20 protein-coding genes are annotated in these 18,675 nt (G+C 73.4%); 17 read left to right on the forward strand and 3 right to left on the reverse strand.

Features of this window, described 5'->3' with window-relative positions; translation table 11 throughout:
- The first annotated feature begins 23 nt into the window (after nucleotides 1-23).
- The 12 genes from dacB to AC3X7Z_RS08630 all read left to right on the forward strand — a co-directional run bounded on the left by dacB (nucleotide 24) and on the right by AC3X7Z_RS08630 (nucleotide 11,146).
- Nucleotides 24-1,499, forward strand: coding sequence for a D-alanyl-D-alanine carboxypeptidase/D-alanyl-D-alanine endopeptidase (gene dacB, locus AC3X7Z_RS08575; RefSeq protein ID WP_489975658.1), 1,476 nt, complete (start codon nucleotides 24-26; stop codon nucleotides 1,497-1,499).
- A 69-nt stretch (nucleotides 1,500-1,568) separates the two neighbouring features.
- Nucleotides 1,569-2,585: a zinc-dependent metalloprotease gene (locus tag AC3X7Z_RS08580; RefSeq protein ID WP_186340089.1), complete on the forward strand. Its 1,017-nt coding sequence runs from the start codon at nucleotides 1,569-1,571 to the stop codon at nucleotides 2,583-2,585.
- Nucleotides 2,582-3,574 (forward strand): tRNA lysidine(34) synthetase TilS, encoded by a 993-nt coding sequence (gene tilS / locus AC3X7Z_RS08585; protein WP_489975659.1) that lies wholly within the window; start codon nucleotides 2,582-2,584, stop codon nucleotides 3,572-3,574. Before AC3X7Z_RS08580 ends, tilS begins: the two co-directional genes overlap by 4 nt.
- Nucleotides 3,575-3,578: 4 nt before the next feature.
- On the forward strand, nucleotides 3,579-4,130 hold the full coding sequence (gene hpt / locus AC3X7Z_RS08590) for a hypoxanthine phosphoribosyltransferase (RefSeq protein WP_186340091.1): 552 nt from the start codon (nucleotides 3,579-3,581) through the stop codon (nucleotides 4,128-4,130).
- Nucleotides 4,131-4,231: 101 nt separating this feature from the next.
- Nucleotides 4,232-6,289 (forward strand): ATP-dependent zinc metalloprotease FtsH, encoded by a 2,058-nt coding sequence (ftsH, locus tag AC3X7Z_RS08595; RefSeq protein WP_489975660.1) that lies wholly within the window; start codon nucleotides 4,232-4,234, stop codon nucleotides 6,287-6,289.
- The gene (gene folE / locus AC3X7Z_RS08600) at nucleotides 6,286-6,906 is read left to right on the forward strand and encodes a GTP cyclohydrolase I FolE (protein WP_186340093.1); all 621 of its coding nucleotides are present in this window, start codon (nucleotides 6,286-6,288) and stop codon (nucleotides 6,904-6,906) included. The genes ftsH and folE overlap by 4 nt, the downstream gene beginning before the upstream one ends.
- A gap of 38 nt (nucleotides 6,907-6,944) precedes the next feature.
- Complete coding sequence (folP, locus tag AC3X7Z_RS08605; RefSeq protein WP_489976008.1) at nucleotides 6,945-7,757, forward strand: dihydropteroate synthase; 813 nt, start codon at nucleotides 6,945-6,947, stop codon at nucleotides 7,755-7,757.
- Nucleotides 7,758-7,789: 32 nt separating this feature from the next.
- Nucleotides 7,790-8,164, forward strand: a complete 375-nt coding sequence (gene folB, locus AC3X7Z_RS08610) for a dihydroneopterin aldolase (protein WP_186340094.1) — start codon at nucleotides 7,790-7,792, stop codon at nucleotides 8,162-8,164.
- Entirely contained in the window at nucleotides 8,157-8,726 is a 570-nt protein-coding gene (gene folK, locus AC3X7Z_RS08615) for a 2-amino-4-hydroxy-6-hydroxymethyldihydropteridine diphosphokinase (RefSeq protein ID WP_186340095.1), read from the forward strand. The genes folB and folK overlap by 8 nt, the downstream gene beginning before the upstream one ends.
- Nucleotides 8,727-8,852: 126 nt before the next feature.
- Nucleotides 8,853-9,368 (forward strand): DUF3180 domain-containing protein, encoded by a 516-nt coding sequence (locus AC3X7Z_RS08620; RefSeq protein ID WP_489975661.1) that lies wholly within the window; start codon nucleotides 8,853-8,855, stop codon nucleotides 9,366-9,368.
- A gap of 9 nt (nucleotides 9,369-9,377) precedes the next feature.
- Entirely contained in the window at nucleotides 9,378-9,995 is a 618-nt protein-coding gene (locus AC3X7Z_RS08625) for a hypothetical protein (protein WP_222129349.1), read from the forward strand.
- Nucleotides 9,996-10,039: 44 nt separating this feature from the next.
- A complete protein-coding gene (locus AC3X7Z_RS08630) occupies nucleotides 10,040-11,146 on the forward strand; it encodes a GNAT family N-acetyltransferase (protein WP_489975662.1) in 1,107 nt (368 codons plus the stop codon).
- Nucleotides 11,147-11,153: 7 nt separating this feature from the next.
- Here AC3X7Z_RS08630 and AC3X7Z_RS08635 read toward each other — a convergent pair whose 3' ends face one another.
- Nucleotides 11,154-12,149 (reverse strand): ABC transporter ATP-binding protein, encoded by a 996-nt coding sequence (locus tag AC3X7Z_RS08635; protein ID WP_489975663.1) that lies wholly within the window; start codon nucleotides 12,147-12,149, stop codon nucleotides 11,154-11,156.
- Between the two features lie 3 nt (nucleotides 12,150-12,152).
- On the opposite strand from AC3X7Z_RS08635, the gene AC3X7Z_RS08640 reads away from it, so the two are divergent.
- The 3 genes from AC3X7Z_RS08640 to AC3X7Z_RS08650 all read left to right on the forward strand — a co-directional run bounded on the left by AC3X7Z_RS08640 (nucleotide 12,153) and on the right by AC3X7Z_RS08650 (nucleotide 14,622).
- Nucleotides 12,153-12,851 carry an ABC transporter permease gene (locus AC3X7Z_RS08640; RefSeq protein ID WP_489975664.1) on the forward strand — a complete coding sequence of 233 codons (699 nt, stop codon included), beginning with the start codon at nucleotides 12,153-12,155 and terminating at the stop codon, nucleotides 12,849-12,851.
- Nucleotides 12,830-13,609, forward strand: coding sequence for an ABC transporter permease (locus tag AC3X7Z_RS08645; RefSeq protein ID WP_489975665.1), 780 nt, complete (start codon nucleotides 12,830-12,832; stop codon nucleotides 13,607-13,609). The genes AC3X7Z_RS08640 and AC3X7Z_RS08645 overlap by 22 nt, the downstream gene beginning before the upstream one ends.
- Before the next feature lie 65 nt (nucleotides 13,610-13,674).
- Nucleotides 13,675-14,622: a glycine betaine ABC transporter substrate-binding protein gene (locus AC3X7Z_RS08650; RefSeq protein ID WP_186340100.1), complete on the forward strand. Its 948-nt coding sequence runs from the start codon at nucleotides 13,675-13,677 to the stop codon at nucleotides 14,620-14,622.
- Between the two features lie 24 nt (nucleotides 14,623-14,646).
- Here the strand turns inward: AC3X7Z_RS08650 and AC3X7Z_RS08655 are convergent, their stop codons facing one another.
- Both AC3X7Z_RS08655 and AC3X7Z_RS08660 read right to left on the reverse strand, forming a co-directional pair.
- Nucleotides 14,647-15,258: a hypothetical protein gene (locus AC3X7Z_RS08655; protein WP_489975666.1), complete on the reverse strand. Its 612-nt coding sequence runs from the start codon at nucleotides 15,256-15,258 to the stop codon at nucleotides 14,647-14,649.
- Between the two features lie 125 nt (nucleotides 15,259-15,383).
- Nucleotides 15,384-16,493, reverse strand: a complete 1,110-nt coding sequence (locus AC3X7Z_RS08660) for a glycosyltransferase family 2 protein (protein ID WP_489975667.1) — start codon at nucleotides 16,491-16,493, stop codon at nucleotides 15,384-15,386.
- 46 nt (nucleotides 16,494-16,539) lie between these two features.
- Between AC3X7Z_RS08660 and AC3X7Z_RS08665 the strand changes: the two genes are divergently transcribed.
- Nucleotides 16,540-17,637: a sulfotransferase family protein gene (locus tag AC3X7Z_RS08665; RefSeq protein WP_241005305.1), complete on the forward strand. Its 1,098-nt coding sequence runs from the start codon at nucleotides 16,540-16,542 to the stop codon at nucleotides 17,635-17,637.
- Nucleotides 17,634-18,584 carry a hypothetical protein gene (locus AC3X7Z_RS08670; protein WP_489975668.1) on the forward strand — a complete coding sequence of 317 codons (951 nt, stop codon included), beginning with the start codon at nucleotides 17,634-17,636 and terminating at the stop codon, nucleotides 18,582-18,584. Before AC3X7Z_RS08665 ends, AC3X7Z_RS08670 begins: the two co-directional genes overlap by 4 nt.
- Nucleotides 18,585-18,675: the final 91 nt, after the last annotated feature.

Raw genomic sequence — 18,675 nt, forward strand, 5'->3', positions numbered from 1 at the left:
CGAAGCGAGAGGGGCCGAAAAGAGTGCGACGTGACCTACGCCACTCGGCCGGCCCGTCCCGCCGCCGCCCGTCCGTCCGGCACTGGCTCCCGACCCTGCTGGTCCTCGCCCTGCTCGCGGCCGGCCTGGGCGCCTACCGGTTCGAGTGGGGCCAGCGCTACCTGCCCTGGCTCGCCGCCGACCCGCTGACCGAGCCCGAGCAGGTGCTGCCGCCCGCCGGGCTCGACCTGCCCGACTGGGCGCCGCCGGGCGTCGGCGCGGTCGCCCTCGACCCGGGGGGTGCGATCCTCCCCGGGAAGGTCGCCGCCGCCGTGGCCGACGAGCTCGCCGACCCCGACCTGGGCCGCCACGTCGTCGGCGCGGTCGCGCCCCTCGCTCCCGGCTCCCCCGAGTGGACCACCGGTGACGGGCGCTACCTGCCCGCCTCGACCACCAAGCTCCTCACCCTGGGGGCCGCCCTCGAGGCGCTCGGCCCCGACCACACCTTCACCACCCGCGTCGTGCGCGGCGCCGGCCCGCGCGACGTCGTCCTGGTCGGCGGGGGAGACCCGCTGCTGGCCAGCACGTCGCTCACGCTGGCCGAGGCCGAGTCGACCTATCCCACGCGGGCGGACGTCACGACGCTCGCCCTGCAGGTCGCCGACGCGCTCGGCGGTCGCGGACGGGTGCGGGTGCGCTTCGACGACAGCCTGTTCACCGGGCCGACGGACAACCCCGCCTGGCGCCGCGACTACGTCCCCGACGACATCGTCAGCCCGATCACCGCGCTCATGGTCGACAGCGGCCGCGAGACCGACGGCGGCGGCCGTCACGACGACCCCTCGCTGGCCGCGGCCAGGGCGTTCGCCGACGGGCTGCGCGCCGCCGGTCTCCGGGTGGGCGGCGAGCCGCGGCGCGTCGTCGCGCCGCCCGGCGCCGAGGAGCTGGCCGCCGTCGAGAGCGCCCCCCTGTCGCAGGTCGCCGAGCGGATCCTCGACGTCAGCGACAACGAGGGGTCCGAGGTCGTGGCCCACCACGTCGGACTCGCCACCACGGGGGTCGGGTCGTTCGAGGCGGGCGCGGCCGGGGTCGTGGAGACCCTCCGCGGTGTCGGGGTCGACGTCACCGGGGCGCAGGTGCACGACGGCTCCGGCCTCTCGCGCCGCAACCGGGTCTCGACCGCCACGTTGATCGACCTCATCCAGCACGCCGCCGGCCCCGGCGGCGAGGCGATGCGCAGCCTGGTCACCGGCATGCCGGTCGCGGGCTTCACCGGCTCGCTCACCTACCGCTTCGCCGAGGGCCCCGAGGCGGGCCTCGGCGTGGTGCGCGCCAAGACCGGGACCCTCACCGGCGTGCACGCCCTGGCCGGCATCGCCGTGGACCGCGACGGGCAGCCGCTGGCGTTCGTCTTCGGGGCCGACAGGTCCCCGCCCGAGGAGCGCTACGACGCCCAGGAGGCCCTCGACCGGGCCGCCGCCGCCCTGGCCGCCTGCCGCTGCTCCACCCCCGCCGGCTGAGGTCGTCCGCCTGTCGTCGCCCCGGCTCGGACGGCAGGCCGGATACCGGGGCCCGGCTAGGGTCGCGGTATGAACCTCGTCGACTGGGACTTCGCCGTCACCGTGGGATCCCGGGTCGCCGGGCCCGGACCGGACGTGTCGCCCGACGAGGCCGCCGCGGCCGTCGTCGAGCTGCGCGAGGGCGCGACCCGCTCCACCCCGCTCGTGCGCGACTTCACCGGGCTGCACACCACGTCCGGCACCGCCCCGGTCCTCGTCGTGGACCGCACGGGCTGGCTGCGCGCCAACGCCGACGGCTTCGCCAAGCTGCTCAGCCCGGTCGTCGACAAGCTGGTCGAGAAGAAGGGGCCGCCGTCGGCGTTCACCGCCTCGGTCGGCACCCGGGTGACCGGCGCCGAGGTGGGGCTGATGCTCGGCTTCCTGAGCAGCAAGGTGCTGGGCCAGTTCGACCCGTTCCACGACCCCCACGGCCGGCTGCTGCTGGTGGCACCCAACATCGTCCACGTCGAGCGCGAGCTCGGCGCCGACCCGACCGACTTCCGGCTCTGGGTGTGCCTGCACGAGGAGACCCACCGCGTCCAGTTCACCGCCAACCCGTGGCTCGGCGAGCACCTGATGACCCAGATGCACGCCGTCGCCGACACCATCGAGCCGAGCGCGCTGCTCGACGGGCTGCGCCGCGGCGCCGAGGCGATCCGCAGCGGCGACGGCAGCGTCCTCGACCTCGTCTCCTCGCCCCAGCAGAAGGAGATCCTCGACCGGGTCACCGGCGTCATGTCGCTGCTCGAGGGCCACGCCGACGTGGTCATGGACGGCGTCGGTCCCACCGTGATCCCGTCGGTCGCCGAGATCCGCCGCAAGTTCAACCAGCGCCGCAAGGGCGCCGGCTCGATGGACAGGCTGCTGCGCCGGCTGCTCGGCCTCGACGCCAAGATGGCCCAGTACCGCGACGGCGCGGTCTTCGTGCGCCACGTCGTCGACAAGGTCGGCATGGACGACTTCAACGCCGTGTGGAGCGGCCCCGAGACCCTGCCGTCCAAGGCCGAGATCACCGACCCGGACGCCTGGATCGCCCGCGTGCTGTGACGCTGCACCCCTCGGTCGCCGCGGTCCGGCTGCCGGTCCGCGCCACCCTCGCCCGCCTCGGGCCTCTCGGTGCCCCGGCGACCGTGGCGGTCGCGTGCAGCGGGGGAGCCGACTCGCTCGCGCTCGCCTCGGCCACGGTGTTCGAGGCCCGCCGCTCGGGCGCGCGCGTCGTCGGGGTGACCGTCGACCACGGTCTGCAGCCGGGCTCGGCGGCCCAGGCCGACCGGGTCGTCGCGCAGCTCGCCGCGATGGGGGTCGACGAGACCCTCACCGCCCGGGTCACCGTCGACACCGCGTCCGGGCTCGGGCCGGAGGCCGCCGCCCGCGAGGCGAGGTACGCCGTGCTGGAGCAGGTCGCCGAGCACCTCGGCGCCAGCCTGGTGCTGCTCGGCCACACCCTCGACGACCAGGCCGAGACGGTGCTGCTCGGCCTGGCCCGCGGCTCCGGCGGGCGCTCGCTGCAGGGGATGCGGCCCGCCTTCGGGGTGTTCGCGCGCCCGCTGCTCGGCGTACGCCGGGCCGACACCGTCACCGCCTGCCAGGTCGAGGGGATCGAGGTGTGGGACGACCCCCACAACGACGACCCCGGCTACACCCGGGTCCGGGTGCGCCGGCGGGTGCTGCCGGTGCTCGAGGACGAGCTCGGGCCGGGCATCGCCGAGACGCTCGCCCGCACCGCCGACCAGCTCCGCGAGGACACCGCTCTCCTCGACCGCCTCGCCGAGGAGTCCCTGGCCCGTGCGCGCCGCGACGGCGGCCTCGACGTCGCGGCCCTGGGCGCCGAGCCGCCCGCGCTCCGCCACCGCGTCGTCCACCGCGCCGCCCTCGACGCCGGCTGCCCGCCCTCGGAGCTCGCCCGCGAGCACGTCCTCGCCGTCGACCGGCTGCTCGTGGACTGGCGCGGGCAGAAGTGGATCGACCTGCCGGGCCACGTCCGTGCGCTGCGGCGCGACGGGCTGCTGGTCCTCGAGGCCGTGGCCCTAGGCTGACGCCATGGACTCGTCCCACGTGGAGCACGACCTGGTCAACATCCTCTTCACCGAGGAGCAGATCCAGCAGCGGCTGGCCGAGATGGCCGTCCAGATCACCGAGGACTACGAGGGGCGCGAGCTGCTGATGGTGGGCGTCCTGCGGGGCGCGGTGATGGTGATGGCCGACCTGTCCCGGGCGATGCCGCGGCACCTGGAGATGGACTGGATGGCGGTGAGCTCCTACGGCTCGGGCACCAAGTCGAGCGGCGTGGTGCGGATCCTCAAGGACCTCGACACCGACATCAGCGGACGCGACGTGCTGATCGTCGACGAGATCATCGACACCGGGCTGACGCTGAGCTGGCTGGTCAACAACCTCTCGAGCCGCAACCCCGCGAGCGTGGAGATCGCCACGCTGCTGCGCAAGCCCGAGGCGCTCTCGATGCCCGTGGAGCCCAAGTACGTCGGCTGGGACATCCCCAACGAGTTCGTCGTCGGCTACGGCCTCGACTACCGCGAGCGCTACCGCAACCTCCGCGACATCGGCACCCTCGCACCCCACGTCTACTCCTGAACGGGCCGAACTCCTCGCCCCGCTTCACCTCGCCTGAGACACTGGGGTCCCGGGCGGCGTGTAGCGTCCCGCCTCCACCTCCGAACAGCTGAAAGTTGCCTGTGAAGCGCATATTCAAGGGTCCCTGGGTGTGGATCGTCCTGTCCGCCTTCGCGGTGCTCCTGGCCATCCAGTTCCTCGCCCCCAGCGACGGCTACGACGAGGTCGACACCTCGACCCTCGCCTCCTACATCGACGACGGCAAGGTCGAGGAGATCGAGTTCAACGGCGCCGACTTCGAGATCCAGGCCACCCTCGACAAGGGCACCCGCGAGGACGGCGACAAGGTCGTCGCGCAGTACATCGACGGCCAGCAGGAGGAGCTCCTCTCGGCCGTCCAGGAGCAGAAGGCCGCCGGCACGATCGAGAAGTACAACTCGACCGTCCCCCAGCCGAGCTTCCTCGGCTCGCTGCTGGCCACCCTCCTGCCGTTCGCGCTGATCATCTTGCTGTTCATCTTCTTGATGAACCAGGCCCAGGGCGGCGGCGGCCGCGGCGTCATGCAGTTCGCCAAGTCCAAGGCCAAGCTCATCACCAAGGACATGCCCAAGACGACCTTCGGCGACGTCGCCGGCTGCGAGGAGGCGATCGAGGAGCTCGGCGAGATCAAGGAGTTCCTCACCGACCCGGCCAAGTTCCAGGCCGTCGGCGCCAAGATCCCCAAGGGCGTGCTGCTCTACGGCCCGCCCGGCACCGGCAAGACCCTGCTCGCCCGTGCCGTCGCGGGCGAGGCGGGCGTCCCGTTCTACTCGATCTCGGGCTCCGACTTCGTCGAGATGTTCGTCGGCGTCGGCGCGAGCCGGGTGCGCGACCTGTTCGAGCAGGCCAAGGAGAACCCGCCCGCCATCGTCTTCATCGACGAGATCGACGCCGTCGGCCGCCACCGCGGTGCCGGCATGGGCGGCGGCCACGACGAGCGGGAGCAGACCCTCAACCAGCTGCTGGTCGAGATGGACGGCTTCGACGTGCGCGGCGGGGTCATCCTCATCGCGGCGACCAACCGTCCCGACGTGCTCGACCCCGCGCTGCTGCGCCCGGGCCGCTTCGACCGGCAGATCCAGGTCGACGCCCCCGACCTCAACGGCCGTCACCAGATCCTCAAGGTCCACTCGCGCGGCAAGCCGATCGCGCAGGACATCGACCTGCTGAGCGTCGCGCGCCGCACGCCCGGCTTCACCGGTGCCGACCTGGCCAACGTGCTCAACGAGGCCGCGCTGCTCACCGCGCGCAGCAACGCCAAGATGATCACCGACGAGGCGCTCGACGAGGCGATCGATCGCGTGATCGCCGGGCCGCAGCGCCGTACGCGCCTGATGAGCGAGCGCGAGAAGCTCATCACCGCCTACCACGAGGGCGGCCACGCGCTCGTCGCCGCCGCGCTCCCCGGCACCGACCCGGTGCACAAGGTGACGATCCTGCCGCGCGGTCGCGCGCTGGGCTACACGATGGTGCTGCCCGACCGCGACAAGTACTCCCAGACGCGCAGCGAGATGCTCGACTCGCTGGCCTACATGCTCGGCGGCATGGCCGCGGAGGCGCTGATCTTCCACGACGTGACCTCCGGTGCCGGCAACGACATCGAGAAGGCCACCAACCTGGCGCGCGCGATGGTGACCCAGTACGGCATGACCGAGCGCCTCGGCGCGGTCAAGCTGGGCGACAACAACTCCGAGCCGTTCCTGGGCCGCGACATGGGCCACACGCGCAACTACTCCGAGGAGACGGCCGCCGCGGTCGACGAGGAGGTCAAGACCCTGCTCAACCACGCCCACCAGGAGGCGTTCGAGATCCTCGAGACCAACCGCGACGTGCTCGACTCCCTGGTGCTCGCGCTGCTCGACAAGGAGACGCTCGACAAGGCCGAGATCGCCGAGATCTTCGAGGCGCTCACCAAGCGGCCCAACCGGCCCGCCTGGACCGGGTCGCCCGAGCGGGTGCCGTCGTCGATCCCTCCGGTCGACATCCCGCAGGCGATCCGCGACCGCGTCCACGCCGACACGGCCGCCCCCGAGGACGACGGCGGCGCGATCCTCACGCCTCCCGGCGCCGGCGGTGACGTCCACGGCATCCCCGAGATCCACCCCGACACCCCCACGCCGCCGCGCCCGGACGCGCCGTGACCGACCCGATCTCCGTGCCGGAGCGCGCGCCGGGGGAGGTCCCCGAGTTCGACCACGCGCGCGCCGAGGCGGCCGTGCGCGAGCTGCTGCACGCCATCGGCGAGGACCCCGGGCGCGAGGGGCTGCGCGAGACCCCCGCGCGGGTGGCGCGTGCCTACGCCGAACTGACGCAGGGCCTGCGGCAGACCGCCGGCGACGTGCTGACCACCACCTTCGACCTCGGCCACGAGGAGATGGTGCTGGTCCGCGACATCGAGCTGTGGTCGATGTGCGAGCACCACCTCGTGCCGTTCACCGGGGTCGCCCACGTCGGCTACATCCCGGCCGAGACGGGCAAGATCACCGGCCTGTCCAAGCTCGCCCGGCTCGTCGACGTCTACGCCAAGCGCCCGCAGGTGCAGGAGCGGTTGACCACCCAGATCGCCGACTCGCTGATGCAGATCCTCGAGGCCCGCGGCGTGATCGTGGTGATCGAGGCCGAGCACCTGTGCATGACGATGCGCGGGGTCAAGAAGGCCGGCGCACGCACCATCACCTCCGCGGTCCGGGGCGCGTTCCTCACCCACCAGGCCACCCGCGCCGAGGCGATGGCGCTCATCCACTCCGGGGCCAGGTGAGCCAGGGCGCACCGCCCACGGCCCGGGTCCCCCGGGTGATGGGGATCGTCAACGTCACGCCCGACTCGTTCTCCGACGGCGGCCGGTGGGCGACCACCGAGGCCGCGGTCGACCACGGCCGGCTCCTGCTCGCGCAGGGGGCCGACCTGCTCGACATCGGCGGGGAGTCGACCCGCCCCGGCGCCACCCGGCCGCTGGTCGCCGAGGAGCTCGACCGCGTCGTGCCCGTGATCCGCGAGCTCGCGGACGCCGGTGCCCTGCTCTCGGTCGACACGATGCGCGCCGAGGTGGCCCAGGCCGCCCTCGACGCCGGCGCGCGGATCGTCAACGACGTGTCCGGCGGCCTGGCCGACCCGCGGATCCTCGACGTCGTCGCCGCGAGCGACGCCTCCTACGTCGCGATGCACTGGCGCGCCCACTCCGACCGGATGCGCGACTTCACCGACTACGCGCCCGACGGGGTGGTGGCGTCGGTGCGCCGCGAGCTCGCCGAGAGGCTCGAGGCCGTCGAGGCCGCCGGCATCCCCCGCTCGCGCGTGCTGCTCGACCCCGGCCTCGGCTTCGCCAAGGAGCCGCACCACAACTGGGAGCTGCTGGCCGCGCTCGAGCGCCTGCACGAGCTCGGCTGCCCGCTGCTGGTCGGCGCCAGCCGCAAGTCGTTCCTCGGCTCGCTGCTGGCCCAGGACGGCCGACCGCGGCCGGTCGACGAGCGCGAGCACGCCCACGCCGCGCTGGTGGCCCTGCTGGCCGTGCGCGGGGTCGAGTGCCTGCGCGTGCACGACGTACGAGCCACCCGCGACGCGCTCGCGGTGGTCGAGGCGATGAGGTCGCACGATGAGGTCGCACGATGAGGTCGCACGGAGATCGCACACGGAGGTCGCACATGACGGATGAGCTGTCGGTCCGGGGCATCGAGTGCTTCGCCCACCACGGCGTCTTCGACTTCGAGAGGCGCGAGGGCCAGGTCTTCGTCGTCGACCTCGTGCTGGGCATCGACACCCGCCCGGCGGCGGCCTCCGACGACCTCGCCGACACCGTGGACTACGGGTCGCTGACCGCCGACGTCAAGGCTGCCGTCGAGCGCGACCCGGTCGACCTGATAGAAACCGTCGGCCAACGCATCGCCGATGTGTGCCTGACGGACTCTCGTGTTGAATGGGCGCGAGTCACGCTGCACAAACCTGATGCCCCCATCGACGCGACGTACTCGGACGTCGCGCTGACGATCACCAGAACGCGAGGCAACGCTCATGACTGAGACCCCCAACCCCCACATCGTGGACACCGACGCCCTCACCGGCGAGATGCACCCGATCCGTCGCGTGGTGGTTGCGCTGGGCTCCAACCTCGGAGAGCGCCTGGCCTCCCTCCAGGGGGCGGTCAACGCCCTCGCCGACACCCCCGACTTCTTCGTCACGGGCGTCTCGCCGGTCTACGAGACCGAGCCGGTCGACGCCCCCGAGGGGTCGCGTCCGTTCCTCAACGCCGTCCTGCTCGCCGACACGACGCTCCCGGCCGCGCGGCTGATGGAGCGGGCGCTGGCGATCGAGGACGCGTTCGGCCGCGAGCGCGGCGACGTCCCCAACGCTGCGCGCACCCTCGACGTCGACCTCATCGTGGTCGGCGACCGCCGCTCCAACGAGGACTTCCTCCGGCTGCCGCACCCGCGTGCCCACGAGCGGGCGTTCGTGCTGCAGCCGTGGTACGACCTCGAGCCCGACGCGGTCTTCCCCGGCCGGGGCCCGATCGCCGACCTGCTCGACGCCTCCGACTCCTCGGGCGTGAAGAGGCGCGAGGACCTCACGCTCGAGGTCGAGTGATCACCCCACGGCGTCCTGCTCCTCCGCTGCGCTCCCCCGCACGACGCCGCAGGGGCCACGAGTGATCACCCCACGGCGTCCTGCTCCTCCGCTGCGCTCCCCCGCACGACGCCGCAGGGGCCACGGGTGACCGGCCCCGAGGGTCCCGACGGTCCCGACGGCCCCGACGGGGATCCGCCGGAGCCGCGCGGGACGCTGCGCCCCACCTCCGCGGGCGCCCTGACGGTGTGCGCCGTCGTGGGCCTGGCGCTCGGGTGGGGCATGCACCCGCTGGTCGAGGCGCTGACCGGGCGGCCGCCGCTGGTGTCGTGGGCGCAGGCCCTGGTGCTCGTCATGGTCGCCGCGATCATGGCGTTCCTGGCCTGGCACACGTGGCAGACGGTGCACGTGCGCGGTGAGCGGCTCGAGGCGCAGCAGGCCGTCAACCGGCTCGTGCTGGCCCGGGCGTGCGCGCTCGCCGGCACGCTCGTCGCCGCCGGCTACGTCGGCTACACGGTCGGCTGGCTGGGCGACGAGTCGCAGTACGCCCAAGGCTGGATGCTGCGCGCACTGGTCGCTGCGGCCGGGGCGGCCGGCGTGAGTGTGGCCTCGCTCGCCCTCGAGCGTGCGTGTCGCGCAGACGGCGGCCGGTCACAGCCCTAGGGTGGCGCCATGCCTTCCCAGCAGCCCCAGCAGTCCCAGGTGTCGCGGACGCCTGCTCGCCGTCGTCAGCGCAGCACCCGCCTGGTCGTGGCCGTCGCCCTCCTCGTCGTCGGCGCGGTCCTCGTGGTCGGCGCGCTCGCGTCCTCCTCGGCGACCCTGACCGCTGTGGCTGCCGTCGTGGCCGTGCTCGCCGGCGCGGCCGCCACCCGGATCACCCACACCGAACTGATGCAGGCCCGCCGCGACGCCGCCCGCGACAGCGCCGTGCAGGCCCAGCAGTACCGCGAGCTCACCGAGCGGCGCACAGCGGAGTCCGTCGCCTTCGCCGCCGACATGCGGCGCAAGATCGACGAGCGCGAGGAGGCGATCGACGTCCTCGAGCGCGCCCTGTCGAGCGCGCAGAAGAACGCCGCCGAGCAGACGCTCAAGCGCGGCCAGGAGGCCCGTCGCGCCGACGCCGCCGAGCGTGGCCGCGACGACGCCGAGCGCGGTCGCGACGACGCCGAGGGCCGGGCTGCCGAGGCGATCGTGCTCGTGGCCGAGCTCGAGGCCGAGATCGACGTGCTCCGCGCCGAGCTCGACGTGCTCCGCGCGGCCGCGGCGCGCCGCGACCACCGCAGCGCCTGAGGCAGCCGACGCCGCCGCAGCGGCGTACGGAAGAATGGGTCCTCGTGATCCCCGAGGACAACCGGTTCGAGAGCGACCCCGCCGACGCGCTGCCCGACGACCCCGGGCTCGCGGCGGGCTGGCAGGCCGAGACTCCCGACGGCGACGACCCGGCCACGATCGAGCGGCTCGTCGAGCTGCTGCGTGAGCACGAGCGCGCCGGCCGCGGGTGGGCGAGCTCCGGCGAGGACGCCGTGCGGGTCGAGGTCTCCGACCGCGGCCTGGCGATGCGCGAGAACGTCGTGCTGCGCGACCCCGACGGCCGGATCCAGGCCTGGGGGAGCGTCCACGACCGCGCGTCGGGGCGGATGCTCTTCGTGCACATCGTCGCCCGCGACCTCGACGAGCGCGTCGCCGCGCGCTGCAGCGACGTGCTGTTCGCGTGGGCGCAGACCCAGGCGGAGGCGGTCGGGGCGGCCCGCGGCGTGCCGGAGCAGCAGATCGACACGGGCGCCTTCGCCGACGACGAGCGCCAGCACGCCTGGCTCGCCGCGGCCGGGTTCGAGCGCGTCCGCACCTGGTGGCAGATGAGCCGCCCGGTGGAGCCGGCCGAGGCCGAGCTGGTGCCCGACCCGGCACGCTGGGAGCGCAAGGGCGTGGTCTTCCGCCTGGTCGAGCGCCAGGGCGGCCCGGACTCCGGCGGCATGCCCGACGAGGCCGACCTGCGCGCGGTGCACGACGTGCTGGAAGGGGCCTTCACCGACCACTTCAACTCGACGGAGGAGACCTTCGACGAGTTCATCCACCGCCTCCGCGAGGACCCCGGCCACCGCTGGGACCACTGGTGGCTGGCCGAGATCACCGACGAGGCGGGCGGCACCGAGGCCGCCGGCGCCCTGGTGGGCTCGGTGAGCGAGTCCGACACCGGACCCGACGGGTCCTACGTCGCCTACCTCGGCGTGCTCGAGTCGGCGCGCGGGCGTGGCGTGGCCACGGGCCTGCTCCGCACGATCATCGCCGACGCCGCCTCACGCGGCCGCGACCGCGTCGGCCTGGAGGTCGACGCCGACTCGCCCACCGGCGCCGACGGCCTCTACACGTCGATGGGCTGGGCCACGTCCTACGTCACGGAGTCGTGGCACCGGAGCGTGACGACCTCGACGACCGGCTGAGCGCCGGTCAGCTCGACGGCCGGCGCAGCGACTGGCGCAGCGCCCGGTGCACCCCGGCCGGGGTGAGCACGCCGACGAACGTCGCGCCGCGCCGCACGCCGATCATCGGCTTGTCGTCGCGCAGCATCGCGGCGAGCGCCTCCTCGAGCGAGGAGTCGAGGTCGATGGCCGAGCCGAGGTCGCCGGTCGCGACCCCGTGGATCGGCTCGAGGTGCTCGACGGTCAGCCGGGTCACGGTGAGGGTGCGGATGCCGCCGGCGCCCACGAAGTCGGCCACCTGCTCGTCGGCCGGGTGGGCGAGCAGCTCGCCGGGGGTGGCGTACTGGGCGAGCCGGCCGCCCGCGGCGAAGACGGCCACCCGGTCGCCCATCCGGATCGCCTCGTCGATGTCGTGGGTCACCAGCACGACCGTCTTGCCCAGCTCGGCCTGGAGCCGCCGGAACTCGTCCTGCAGGCGGCCGCGCACCACGGGGTCGACGGCGCCGAACGGCTCGTCCATCAGCAGCACGGGCGGGTCGGCGGCGAGCGCGCGGGCGACGCCGACGCGCTGGCGCTGGCCGCCGGACAGCTCGTGGGGGTAGCGGCGGGCGTACTGCTCGGGGTCGAGGCCGACGGTGGCGAGGAGCTCGTGGGCGCGCTCGCGGGCGGTCGCCCTGGACTCGCCGTAGAGCAGCGGCACCGTCATCACGTTCTGCTCGATGCGCTGGTGGGGGAACAGGCCGATCTGCTGGATGACGTAGCCGATGCCGCGGCGCAGCTGGACGGGGTCGGCGTCGGTGACGTCGCGGCCGTCGAGCCAGATGCGGCCGGTGGTGGGCTCGATCAGCCGGTTGATCATCTTGAGCGTCGTGGACTTGCCGCAGCCCGACGGCCCGACCAGGCAGACCATCTCGCCGCGGGCCACGTCGAGGTCGAGCTCGTGGACGGCCACGGTGCCGTCGGGGTAGGTCTTGCCCACGCCTTCGAGCCGGATCATCGACTCGCCGCCCCGTGTAGCGTCCATGCGGTGACCATACTGGCCGCGGCCGACTCGGGGCCGAGCTGTTACAGCCGCTTCGTCAACGAGTGGTTCTGCTGGCAGTACGTCGAGGACCGTCACGCCCAGATCACCGACGCGCTGGTCGAGCACGTCGCCATCACCCTCGCCGCGCTCGCCCTCGGCATCGCCATCGCCGTGCCGCTGGCGCTGCTCGCCCGGCGGCTGCCCCGCCTGGAGTCGCTGGTGCTGGGCGTCAGCACCGGCGTCTACACCGTGCCCTCGCTCGCGCTGCTGCCGCTGCTGGTGCCGTTCACCGGGCTCTCGGCGGCCACGGTCGTGATCGGGCTCGGGCTCTACGCGCTCACGATCTTGGTCCGGGCCCTCCTGGACGGGCTGCGCTCGGTGCCCGACGACGTGCGGGAGGCGGCCACGGGACTGGGCTACGGGCGGGCGCGGATGCTCACCCGCATCGAGATGTCCCTCGCCCTGCCGGTGGTGATGGCCGGCCTGCGGGTGGCGGCCGTGTCGACGGTCGCGCTCACCACGGTCGGCACGCTGGTGTCCTACGGCGGGCTCGGCGACCTGATCTCCCACGGCGTGCAGCGCGACTTCCGCGCCGAGCTGTTGACCGCCGCGGTGCTGTGCGTCGTGCTGGCCGTCGTGCTCGACGCGGTGCTCGTCGTGGTGCAGCGCGTGCTGACGCCGTGGACGGCGGGGGCCCGCTGATGGAGCTCTTCGCCGACACCTGGCACTACCTCCTCGACCCCGCGAGCTGGACCGGCTCGGGCGGCCTCGTCGCCCGCCTGCTCGAGCAGCTGCTGCTCACCGCCACGGCCCTCGTCGCCGCCATGCTGCTCGGCCTGCCCCTCGCCCTGTGGCTCGGCCACCTCGGCAAGGGCGGCTTCCTCGCCGTCAACATCTCCAACGTGGGGCGCGCCGTGCCGACGTTCGCGCTCCTCGCCCTCCTGGTCGCCGCCGACTGGCCCGGCTCCGCCGACTTCGGCCCCTACGGCCGGGCCGGGCTCGCCACCCTCATCGCGCTCGTGCTCTTCGCCCTCCCGCCCCTCATCACCAACGGCTACGTCGGGATGCGCGAGGTGCCCTCCGACGTGCAGGAGGCGGCCGACGGCATGGGCATGTCGCGCCTGCAGCGCTTCTGGCGCGTCGAGCTGCCGCTGGCGCTGCCGGTGGTGGCCTCCGGCGTGCGGCTCGCACTCGTCCAGGTGTGGGCCACGGCCACGATCGCGGCGCTGGTCGCCGGCCCCGGGCTGGGACGCATCATCACCGAGGGGTTCGCGCGCAACGACTACGCCCAGGGCATGGCGGGCGCGGTGGTGGTCGCGCTCGTCGCCCTCCTGCTCGAGCTCGCCGCGGCCGGCGTCCAGCGTGCCGCCGACCCGATGTCGCGCGCCTCGTCACCCAATCGTGATGACGCCCCGTCGGTGGCCTCGACTACGGTGACAGAGGCTCCCACCGGGAGCTGAGCCGACCCGCTCGCACGACCGGACACGCGTGGCTCTCGGCCACGGGACACAGAAGGTAGAACGACATGCACGCACGACGTCCGCTGCTGGCGGTGACCGCTCTTGCCCTGACCGCTCTCCTCGTCGGGTGCGCCGGCGACGACCTCGCCGCGGAGGACGACGCGCCGACCTCGGGCTCCGGCGGGGGCGAGGGCACGTCCGTCGTGATCGGCAGCCAGAGCTTCGACGAGGCCGCGCTCGTGACCGCGATGTACCAGCAGGTCCTGGAGTCGCAGGGCTACGACGTCGAGACCCGTCTGGTCGACACCCGCCCGGTCTACCTCAACGAGATGCCCGACTCGGTCCAGATCGCCCCGGAGTACGTCGCCGGCATCGTCGACCAGCTCAACACCGACGCCAACGGCCCCGACGCCAAGCCGCTGTCGACGAGCGACGCGCAGGAGACGATCGACGCGGGTGCCACGCTGCTCGAGGACAAGGGCATCACGCTGCTCGAGCCGTCCGAGGCGTTCTCGGCCAACGGCTACTTCGCCAGCCAGGAGTTCTCCGACGACCAGGGCGTCACCAAGCTCTCCGACCTCGAGGGCGAGGCCGTGACCCTGGCCGCCGCCCCCGACTGCAAGGGCCGCACCGACTGCGAGAAGGGCCTCGTCGACACCTACGGCATCGACATCACCCTCGAGCCCCTGGGCTACGCCTCCACCGAGACCTTCCAGGCGGTGCTCGACGGGGAGGCGCAGCTCGGCCAGACCAGCACCCTCGACGGCACCTTGGAGGAGCAGGGCCTGCTGCTGCTCGAGGACGACTTGGGCATCCAGCCCGCGCAGAACCTCGTCCCGGCGGTGTCGACGGAGTTCCTGGCCGACAACCCCGACGTCGAGGGCGCGCTCGACGACCTGATGGCCGCGCTCGACAACGACACCCTCGGCGAGCTGCTGGTCAGCGTCCAGGTCGACCGCGAGCAGCCGGACGACGTGGCCAAGGAGTTCCTGGAGTCCGAGGGCCTGATCTGACCCTCCTGCGGGTTGCAGGACTGGCTACAGGGTGCTCAACCACGGATGGCCGGGGTGCGCGATCGCCAGAGCGCTCCTCAGCCATGCGCGGCGCTCCGGCTCCAGCAGGTCTCGGCAGGCATCGAAGTCGGCCTGGTCCTTGGCGCGCAGGCCCGGAGCCTTGTGCAGCAGCTGGATCTCGGGCCTCAGGTACGAGATGCCGTCACGCACCCACAGGATGTCGTCGAACGGGAGAGTGATGCGGGCGTCGCGCTTGTAGGTCCACGTCGTCGAGCTCGCGTCCATGAGGATGACGTCGTACTCCCACGGCGACGCGCCGTCGGGGCGCAGCCACAGGTTCCCGCAGGACTCCATCAACGGATCGGTCGGGGTCAGCATGGGTCGCAACGCGCCCTTCGCCGCCTGCCAGACGTCCAGTCGCCCCGTCAGGTGCCGCTTCAGCGCAGCGACGTCGGCGCGCGGGATGCTGGGGTCCAGATCGCCGTGGGGGCGCGGGACGCCCGTGAACACCTCGATGGCCCACCCGCCCGCGATCCACCAGCGGCCGGTGTACCCCTCCAACAGCTCGGCTGCGTCCTGAGGGGACCGGGCTCGCCAGGGGCCGTAGAGGCGGACCGCCTCGTCATGGTCGAGCATCCGGTGCAGGCTAGTCGCCGGGCGCGGTGGCCGTGCGGCGCACGGATCTGCTGTGCGACTGCCTGGGCCCGCGCCGATGTGCAGGTGAGCGTCCCGGTCGAACGCGTGGACCGACGCCCCGGTGCTCAGACCTCGTGCGGTCGCAGCGCGAGCGCCTCGGGCGGCACGGTCGTCTCGTCGAGCACCGAGTGCGGCACCGACAGCCGCCACGCGCCCGTCGCGACGTCCTGCACGCGCGGGGCCGGGCCGTCGAGCCGCGCGACCCACTCCATGAGGGCCGTGACGTCGGCGCGGCGGTCCTGCTCGACGAGCCAGCCGGCCAGCCGGTGCACGGGCGGCAGGCCGCTGTGCACCAGCGACCGGCGCCCCCACAGCTCCAGCACGCCGGAGCGCAGCAGCCGCCACCACTCCGGGGTGCACCCGGGCACGAGCAGGAAGTAGCGCCACAGGTCGCCGGCCAGCACCCGGTCGACGAAGACCGCCTCGACCTCCGGCGAGCCGTGGGCGCGCACCGAGGCCAGCGACATCCGCTTGGTCTCCCACCGGTCGGCGAGGTCCTGCAGCGACGCCGCCCGCGTCTGGGTGATCGACCCCTCGCGGATCCGCCAGCGGTAGACCACCTCGTCCAGCACGTCGAAGCTGCCGTCGAGGAACGAGCGGGTGGTGGTCGGCTGGTCCTCGTAGCGCGTGCCCTCGGGCCACGACAGGCCGGCTGCGTCCCAGAAGGAGCGGCGCCAGACCTTGTTCCAGGCGAAGACGTCGCCGAGGATCTCGGGCCGCCCCTCGATCCGGGCGCCGCGCAGCGGCCGGTGCAGCCGGCGCATCCACGGCGGCTCGACCAGGGCGTCGTCCTCCCAGCGCACGATCGAGCCGGTCGCGAAGTCCGAGCCCGACCCGGCGAGCGCGCCGAGCAGGTCGGCGTACGCCGTGGGCGGCAGCACGTCGTCGGAGTCGAGGAAGGCGAGGAAGTCGCCGCGGACGTGCTGCACGCCGAGGTTGCGGGCGGCGCCCAGGCCGCCGTTGGCCGAGTGCACGACGGTGATGCGCCGGTCGCGGCGGGCCCACTCGTCGGCGATCTCGCCCGTGCGGTCGGTCGCGCCGTCGTCGACGACCACCGCCTCCCAGCGCGTGTGCGTCTGGGCGAGCAGGGAGCGGACGCAGTCGTCGAGGTAGTCCTCCACGCCCCACGCCGGGACCACCACGCCGAGCAGGGGAGCGCGGGAGAAGAGCCTCATACGGCCGGACCCTAGGACATCGCCCCTCGCCGGTAGGCTGCCCGCCGTGACCGAGCAGCCCAGAGCGATCGACGAGATGAACCCCGACGGTGTGCCGCGCAAGGTCCTCTTCGTCGCGGGCGCCGGCCGCAGCGGCACCAGCACGCTGGCCGGCATCGTGTCCCGGCTGGGCATGCACGTGCCGCTGCCCGAGGTGCCGCCCGACGACTCCAACCCGCGCGGCTTCAGCGAGCCGCAGTGGGTCGTCGACGTGCACGACGAGTGGCTGCGCGAGTCGCTGGTGCAGGTCAGCGACAGCCGGCCCGAGGCGTGGTTCGACACCGGGCGCATCTGCAGCCGCGAGCCCGCGCGGATCCGGGTCACCGAGTGGCTCGAGCCGCACTTCGAGCACCACCCCGAGCTGGTCGTCAAGGACCCGCGGCTGAGCTGGTTCCTCGGCCTGTGGCGCGTCGCCGCGATCCGCACCGGAGCCACGCCGGTCTTCGCCACCATGCTGCGCCCGCCCGCCGAGGTGGTCGGCTCCAAGCAGAAGTACTACGCCAACAAGCTCGGCTCGGCGCACCTGGCCGCCAGCTGGGTCAACATGCTGCTGCACACCGAGCGCGCCACCCGTCCGGCCGAGGGCGACGGCGGCCGCGTGTTCGTGCGCTACGAGGACCTGCTCAGCGACTGGGTGCGCACCACGACGGCGCTCGGCCACGCCCTCGACCTGCAGACGATCATCCACACCCGCAGCGACCAGATCCGCGAGGTGCACCGCTTCATCGACCCCACCCTGCGCCGGGTCACCGCCACGCTCGACGACCTCGCGCTGCCCCGGCGCCTGCACGAGCTGACCGGGCAGACGTGGGAGGAGCTCAACAAGCTGGCCGACGAGGGCGGCGACACCGCCGACGCGCACGCCACCTTCGACCAGCTGCGCGCCGCCTACGTCGACCTCTACGAGGAGTCCGCGGCCATCAGCCGCTCCACCGCCGAGCACGCCCGCATCCAGGCCCGCCGCCGGGCGCTGCACGAGGCCGCCGAGGCGGGCGGGTCGCGCTCGCTCGCCGACCGCGTGCCGCACGACGTACGCGCCGCGATCCCGCCGTCGGTGCGTCGCGGGGTGCGCCGGGCGCTCGGGCGCACCCGGGACGAGCAGTGACCGTCCCGATCGGCTCCGGGCACGGCCTGACCAACCTCGAGGGCCACACCGACTTCGACCTCGTCTGGCCGTGGAACCGGCCGGGCGGGCTGCGGCCCGGCGCGACCGCGGTGCTGCGCGTCAAGAACGAGGCGCCCGGCCTCCGCTTCGTGCTGCCGCCGCTGCTGCGGGCCTGCGACCACGTGCTGCTGGTGGACAACGGGTCCGACGACGGCACCGGCGAGGAGGCGCTGCGCGTCGCGGCCGAGCACGGGCTCGCCGACCGCTTCACCCTGGAGCACTACCCCTTCCAGGTCGCGCGGGCCGGAGCCGAGCACCTCTCCGTCAACGAGCGCTCGGTGCACTCGCTGGCCTACTTCTACAACTGGTGCTTCTCCCACGTGCGCACCCGCTACTCGTGGAAGTGGGACGGCGACATGGTGCTCACCACCGAGGGCGAGGTCTCGATGGCCGACCTGTCGTGGCAGGTGGGCACGGCCGAGGCGGTCATCCGCGTGCCGCGGCACGGGCTCTACATCGAGTCCGACCAGGTGGCCTACCTCGACCTCGGCCTGCGCAACATCGAGGAGTGGGGCTTCCCGATGAGCCCCGACTACGTCTACACCAAGGCCCCGGAGTGGGAGATCCGCACGACGCCCGACCGCATCGAGTCGTTCGCGCTGCCGCAGGGGCTGTGCGTCGAGCTCAAGTGGCTCGACGGCGACGAGTTCGCCCACTGGACCGACCCCGAGTCGTTCGCCACCTCCATCCGCAATCGCCGCAAGCGCCGTGAGTGGCTGGTCTGGAACGCCCTGCACGGGGGCCGCGTGCCCGAGGGCGTCGTGCGGATCGAGGCGCCGGCGGGGGTCCACGTGGTCGACCACGTCACCCACGAGTGGCTCCCGCGCGCGCCGCGCCCGTTCGTCGTCGACGACCCCGACCACGCCAAGCTGCACCTGCGCGCCTGAGACCTACTCACGGGTAGCCATTTCCGTGGCACTCGTCACGCGTGCTGGCCGTTCCGCCGCTGGATCCACGGGCGTACGCTCGCCGTGATCG

It is taken from the genome of Nocardioides sp. Z24_21 (assembly GCF_058134345.1).

Excerpts from the sequence above, each read along its gene's own strand:
- AC3X7Z_RS08580 (WP_186340089.1), top strand. The coding sequence starts at position 1,569 with ATGAACCTCGTCGACTGGGACTTCGCCGTCACCGTGGGATCCCGGGTC.
- hpt (WP_186340091.1), top strand. The coding sequence starts at position 3,579 with ATGGACTCGTCCCACGTGGAGCACGACCTGGTCAACATCCTCTTCACC.
- folP (WP_489976008.1), top strand. The coding sequence starts at position 6,945 with ATGGGGATCGTCAACGTCACGCCCGACTCGTTCTCCGACGGCGGCCGG.
- folB (WP_186340094.1), top strand. The coding sequence starts at position 7,790 with ATGACGGATGAGCTGTCGGTCCGGGGCATCGAGTGCTTCGCCCACCAC.
- folK (WP_186340095.1), top strand. The coding sequence starts at position 8,157 with ATGACTGAGACCCCCAACCCCCACATCGTGGACACCGACGCCCTCACC.
- AC3X7Z_RS08625 (WP_222129349.1), top strand. The coding sequence starts at position 9,378 with ATGCCTTCCCAGCAGCCCCAGCAGTCCCAGGTGTCGCGGACGCCTGCT.
- AC3X7Z_RS08635 (WP_489975663.1), bottom strand. The coding sequence starts at position 12,149 with ATGGACGCTACACGGGGCGGCGAGTCGATGATCCGGCTCGAAGGCGTG.
- AC3X7Z_RS08650 (WP_186340100.1), top strand. The coding sequence starts at position 13,675 with ATGCACGCACGACGTCCGCTGCTGGCGGTGACCGCTCTTGCCCTGACC.
- AC3X7Z_RS08655 (WP_489975666.1), bottom strand. The coding sequence starts at position 15,258 with ATGCTCGACCATGACGAGGCGGTCCGCCTCTACGGCCCCTGGCGAGCC.
- AC3X7Z_RS08660 (WP_489975667.1), bottom strand. The coding sequence starts at position 16,493 with ATGAGGCTCTTCTCCCGCGCTCCCCTGCTCGGCGTGGTGGTCCCGGCG.